This is a genomic window from Phenylobacterium sp., assembly GCF_031360265.1.
Classification (GTDB): Bacteria; Pseudomonadota; Alphaproteobacteria; order Caulobacterales; family Caulobacteraceae; genus Phenylobacterium.
Genome location: NZ_JANMBF010000013.1, coordinates 1 through 4,911, shown reverse-complemented (window position 1 = coordinate 4,911; position 4,911 = coordinate 1). Strand labels below are relative to the sequence as shown.

General features: G+C 68.0%; 8 protein-coding genes. 6 read left to right on the top strand and 2 right to left on the bottom strand.

Annotated elements, in window-relative coordinates:
• The 5 genes from RMN86_RS01070 to RMN86_RS01050 all read left to right on the top strand — a co-directional run.
• A partial coding sequence (locus RMN86_RS01070; RefSeq protein ID WP_309603972.1) for a SufD family Fe-S cluster assembly protein occupies positions 1-400 on the top strand: 400 nt, incomplete at its 5' end.
• A gap of 2 nt (positions 401-402) precedes the next feature.
• Positions 403-1,617, top strand: coding sequence for a cysteine desulfurase (locus RMN86_RS01065; RefSeq protein ID WP_309603971.1), 1,215 nt, complete (start codon positions 403-405; stop codon positions 1,615-1,617).
• 28 nt (positions 1,618-1,645) lie between these two features.
• The gene (locus RMN86_RS01060) at positions 1,646-2,008 is read left to right on the top strand and encodes an SUF system Fe-S cluster assembly protein (RefSeq protein ID WP_309603970.1); all 363 of its coding nucleotides are present in this window, start codon (positions 1,646-1,648) and stop codon (positions 2,006-2,008) included.
• Positions 2,008-2,418 (top strand): iron-sulfur cluster assembly accessory protein, encoded by a 411-nt coding sequence (locus RMN86_RS01055; protein ID WP_309603969.1) that lies wholly within the window; start codon positions 2,008-2,010, stop codon positions 2,416-2,418. Before RMN86_RS01060 ends, RMN86_RS01055 begins: the two co-directional genes overlap by 1 nt.
• 53 nt (positions 2,419-2,471) lie before the next feature.
• Positions 2,472-2,744, top strand: coding sequence for a 2TM domain-containing protein (locus RMN86_RS01050; RefSeq protein ID WP_309603968.1), 273 nt, complete (start codon positions 2,472-2,474; stop codon positions 2,742-2,744).
• Here the strand turns inward: RMN86_RS01050 and RMN86_RS01045 are convergent.
• Entirely contained in the window at positions 2,741-3,700 is a 960-nt protein-coding gene (locus RMN86_RS01045) for a lysylphosphatidylglycerol synthase domain-containing protein (RefSeq protein ID WP_309603967.1), read from the bottom strand. The two genes, RMN86_RS01050 and RMN86_RS01045, sit on opposite strands and share 4 nt — an antisense overlap.
• 163 nt (positions 3,701-3,863) lie before the next feature.
• Here RMN86_RS01045 and RMN86_RS01040 point away from each other — a divergent pair, with 163 nt between their 5' ends.
• Positions 3,864-4,145, top strand: coding sequence for a hypothetical protein (locus RMN86_RS01040; RefSeq protein ID WP_309603966.1), 282 nt, complete (start codon positions 3,864-3,866; stop codon positions 4,143-4,145).
• A gap of 4 nt (positions 4,146-4,149) precedes the next feature.
• On the opposite strand, the gene RMN86_RS01035 is transcribed toward RMN86_RS01040, so the two are convergent.
• On the bottom strand, positions 4,150-4,911 hold a 762-nt coding region (locus RMN86_RS01035; RefSeq protein ID WP_309603965.1), incomplete at its 5' end, for an ATP-binding cassette domain-containing protein.

The following is a 4,911-nucleotide window of genomic DNA, read 5'->3' as shown; positions in this document are numbered from 1 at the left end:
CACCCACGGCGGGACCGCACCCGACACCCACCACCCCACCCCGGGCGTGGCCCCCGCCGCGGGGCGGGGGGTCTCCCCGCGCCGGTTCGGGGGGCGGGCCCGCCCCCCCCCCCCCGACGCGCGGATGGGCCACCACGCGCTAATCCTCTCAGACCGCGCCGAAGTCGACGCCAAGCCGGAGCTGGAGATCTACGCCGACGACGTCGCCTGCGCGCACGGCAATACGGTAGGGGCGCTCGACGAGGACGCCCTGTTCTACGCCCGTCAGCGCGGCATGCCGGAAGCCGGGGCCCGGGCCCTGCTGACCGAGGCCTTCATCGGCCAGGTCATCGATCGCATCGAACACGAGGGCGCCAGCGACGTGGTCCGCGCCTGGGCGGCGGAAAGGCTGAGGGGCTGAGCATGGCCTTCGACGCCGAGGCGATCCGCGCCGAATTCCCCATCCTGGCGCGCCAGGTGAACGGCAGGCCGCTGGTCTATCTGGACTCGGCGGCGTCCGCCCAGAAGCCGCGCGCGGTGATCGACGCCATGGTCCACGCCATGGAGCACAGCTACGCCAACGTCCACCGCGGCCTGCACACGCTCGCCAACGAGACCACCGACGCCTACGAGGGCGCCCGTGGGTCGGTGGCCCGCTTCATCGGCGCCGAGCCCTCCGAGATCGTCTTCACCAAGGGCGCGACCGAGGCGATCAACCTGGTCGCCGCGGGCCTGGGCGCGTCCCTGAAGGCCGGCGACGAGGTCCTGCTGTCGGAGATGGAGCACCACGCCAACATCGTCCCCTGGCATTTCCTGCGCGAGCGCCTCGGCGTGGTCCTGAAATTCACGCCGGTCACCGACGATGGCCGCCTCGATGTCGAGGCGTTCAAGGGCCTGCTCAGCGACCGCACCCGGGTGGTGTCGCTGACCCACATGTCCAACGTCCTGGGGACGGTGAATCCGACAGTCGAATTGACCCGCCTGGCCCATGACGCCGGCGCCATCGTGCTCTTCGACGGATGCCAGGCGGTCGTCCACGAACCTGTCGACGTCAAGGCGCTGGGTGTGGATTTTTATGTGTTTTCGGGACACAAACTCTACGGTCCCACCGCCATCGGCGTGCTCTACGGCAAGGCCGAGCGCCTGGCCGCCCTGCCGCCCTACCAGGGCGGCGGCGAAATGATCAGCACGGTCGGATTCGACGCCATCACCTATGCCGACCCGCCGCACCGCTTCGAGGCTGGAACCCCGCCGATCCTGGAGGCCATCGGCCTTGGCGCGGCCATCGACTGGATCTCGGGTCTGGACCGCGCCGCCGTCGCCGAGCACGAGCACGGCCTCTACGCCCACGTCCGCGAGCGGCTCGCCGGCGCCAACTGGCTGCGGGTGCTGGGCGAGGCGCCGGGCAAGGGCGCGATCCTCAGTTTCACCGTCGATGGCGCGCACGCCCACGACGTGGCCCAGATCCTCGACAGATACGGCGTCGCGGTGCGCGCCGGGACCCATTGCGCCGAGCCGCTGATGAAGCGTTTCGGCGTGACATCGAGCGCGCGGGCGTCCTTCGCCCTATATAACACGCTGGGCGAAGCCGACGCCTTCGTCGACGCTCTCACCAAGACCCAGGCCTTTTTCGCTTAGCAGGGCTTTTTCGCTTAAGATGACCCCGATGGATGACGCCGCCCCCGTAGACGCTCAGTTGACGACCCCGCTGTCGCAGGGGGAGCTCGACGTCCTGACCGACAAGCTGATCGAGAAATTGAAGACGGTGTTCGACCCGGAGATCCCGGTGGATATCTACGAGCTCGGGCTGATCTACAAAGTCGACGTGTCCGACGACAAGGACGTTGTCATCGACATGACGCTGACGGCGCCGGGTTGCCCCGTCGCCGGCGAAATGCCGGGCTGGGTCGAGGACGCGGTCCGCGAACTGCCGGAGGTCAAGTCCTGTAAGGTTGAGCTGGTGTTCGAGCCGCCCTGGGACCCCACCCGGATGTCCGACGAAGCCAAGCTGCAGCTGAACATGTTCTGATGAACGACATCCCCCTCACATCCACGCCCCGGGCCCGCCGCGAACGCCCCAAGGTGGTGACCCTCAGTGACCGCGCCGCTGAGCGGGTGCGCGAGATCATGGCCAAGCCCCGGGAAAATGGGGCCGAGAAACCCTACGCCGGCCTACGTGTGGGCGTGAAGAACGGCGGCTGCGCCGGCCAGGAGTATGTCCTGGAATATGCCGAGACCGCCGGCCCGCTGGATGAGGTGGTTGAAGACAAGGGCGTCACCATCCTGATCGACCCCAAGGCGGTGCTGTTCCTGATCGGAACCGAGGTGGACTACGATGTCACCCGGCTGTCGGCCAAGTTCGTGTTCCGCAATCCGAATGAAACCGACGCCTGCGGTTGCGGCGAAAGCGTCACCATCGCGCCGGCGACGCCGGAGTAGTCGCCCCATCGGCAATACGGCGCTATGATCACGGTTCGCCCTGGGACAACACCATGACCGAAGATCAGGAATTGCGCCGAGAGGCTGAACGCCGCGCCGACGCCAAGCTGGGGTTCCGAGCCCACCTGATGGCCTATGCGGTGGTCAATGGCGGCCTGGTGCTAATCAACCTGGTGACCTCGCCCGGCTATTTCTGGGCGATCTGGCCGATGTTCGGCTGGGGCCTGGGCGTGGTGGCCCATGGGATCGGCGTCTATCACTACATTGGCGGGCTGCGTGAACGCGCCATCGAGACCGAGATCCAGCGCCTGCGGGCAAGACTCTAGCCTTCACGGCCGCCGCGCAAGGTCTCAAGGCCCAGGGCCGCGACGGCGACGATCAGCGGCAGTATATAGTAGACAAGCCGGTAGCCTAGGAACGCGGCCGCCAGCGCCGCGGCGTCGATCCCCGGCAACAGCGCGGCCATCGCGCTCTCGAACACCCCCGCGCCACCCGGAACCGAAGAGACCAACCCGGCGATACAAGCCACCGCATAGGCGCCGACAAAGGTCAGATAGGGCGGTCCGCCTGTGGGCAGCAGGATCCATAGGATCGCTGCGGCCACAGCGTTGTCGATCAACCCCAGCACCAGTTGCGCGACCGCGTCCGCGAAACTCGGCAGGGCCATGCTTCGTCCGAAAACCGAGATCGGCTTGCGGCGAAGCGCGCAAAGGCCGACGTAGCCTAAGACGCCGGCCATCAGGGTTGCGCCCAGGACACGCGCGACGGTGGGCGGAATGGCCGTGCGGGCCAGGTCGGCAGGGGAAGCCAGCAGCAGACCCGCGCCGGACAGGGCGCCCAGGCCCACGCCGAACGCGACCCCGGCGAACAGCGTGGTTCCCGCCACCTGGGTCAGGCTGACGCCGTACCGATCATAGAATCTGGCGCGGATCGCACCTGCTATCAGCAGGTTGGCGCCCACGGCGTGGGCGATGGCGTTGGCCAGAAATGAGCCCACCTGGGTCGCGGCGAGCGGCGGTCGGGCGCCGGTCCAGCGCAGGCCGACCCATTCGATGGCGCCCATCAGCAGAAAGCTCAGGGCCGATAGAGACAACGCTATGATGATCGCGCGCGGTCCCCATCCCGCCATAGCTTCGCGGACGGCGGTCAGGCTAAGCGTGTGGAATTCCCGCCATAACACCCACGCCGCGGCGACCAGCAGCAGAGGTGGCACGGTCCGCAGGGCCAGACGCAGGGCTCGCGTCAGGCGTGGGCGGGCAGGGTTCGCGTCGGATTCGGACAAGATGATCCGCGGTCTCCAGGGCGGCGGTTTCCAGGACGGCAGTCTCCAGTGAGTCGGCGACTGCGCCTCCCGGGGATGGGCTGAGCCGGTGTCTCTCCAGGTCTGGCAACCCAATCTGGCGCCCACGAGTTTAGCAGGGCCATCCTTTGAAAGGAGCCATCGCATGTCCCGCAAACAGACCGAACAGGAGGCCCGCCGCGCGTTCAGCCACGGTTCCGGCGGCGCCAACGCCGATATGGCCGTGGAGGCCGCTCCTGTTCACGAAGACCGCCATATCGAAATTCCGCACGCCCGCGCGGTCGAACCTCTCGAAGCCGGCAAGAAGCACGACCACATGGCTGCCCGAGAGAAATCCGCCGGGGATCGCCAGGAAGCGTTGCTGGACGAGGCGATCGAGGAGACCTTCCCCAGCAGCGATCCGATCAGCCCTAAACACATCACCTGAGCCTTCAGGCGTCGGCGCGCAGCGCCTCGTAGGCCTCCTGCGCGGCCAGCCATTCCGCCTCGGCCGCCTCGACAGTTGCCGCGGCGGCGTTGCGTTTTCGACCAAGGTCGGCCGCCTTGCCGGGGTCCTTGGCGAAGATCCCGGGGTCTCCCAGCGCCTTGTCGATCTCTGCCAGGGTCGTCGTGGCGCGCGCCAGCGCGGCCTCTGCGGCCTCTGCCCGACGTCGCGCCGTGCCGGTGGGAACCTTGGGCCGCGCGGCGGCAGGCGCGGAGGGGGAGGGCGCGGCGGGGGCGTCAGCCACCTGCGTTGGAGCCCGTGCCGCGACCCTTGCGCGATCCAGGACGAAGCGGGCGTAGTCTTCCATGTCGCCGTCGAAGGGCTCGATGCCGCCGTCCGCGGCCAGCCAGAGGCGGTCGGCCACCAACTCCATCAGCGAGCGGTCGTGGGTGATCAGGATCACCGCGCCCTCGTAGTCGTTCAGCGCGTCGAGCAGGGCGCGGCGGCTGTCGATGTCCAGGTGGTTGGTCGGCTCATCAAGGATCAGCAGGTGTGGCGCCTCCATCGCCACCATGTTCAGCAAGAGCCGCGCGCGCTCTCCGCCAGAGAGGTTGGCGACCGTGGTCTCGACCTTTTCGTAGCTGATCCCGAACTGCGCCAGGCGCGACCGGCGTTGGGATTCAGACGCCTGGGGCAGGGCGCGGCGGATGATTTCCAGCGGCGTATCGGATGGATCCATCGCCTCGATCTGATGTTGGTGGAACCAGCC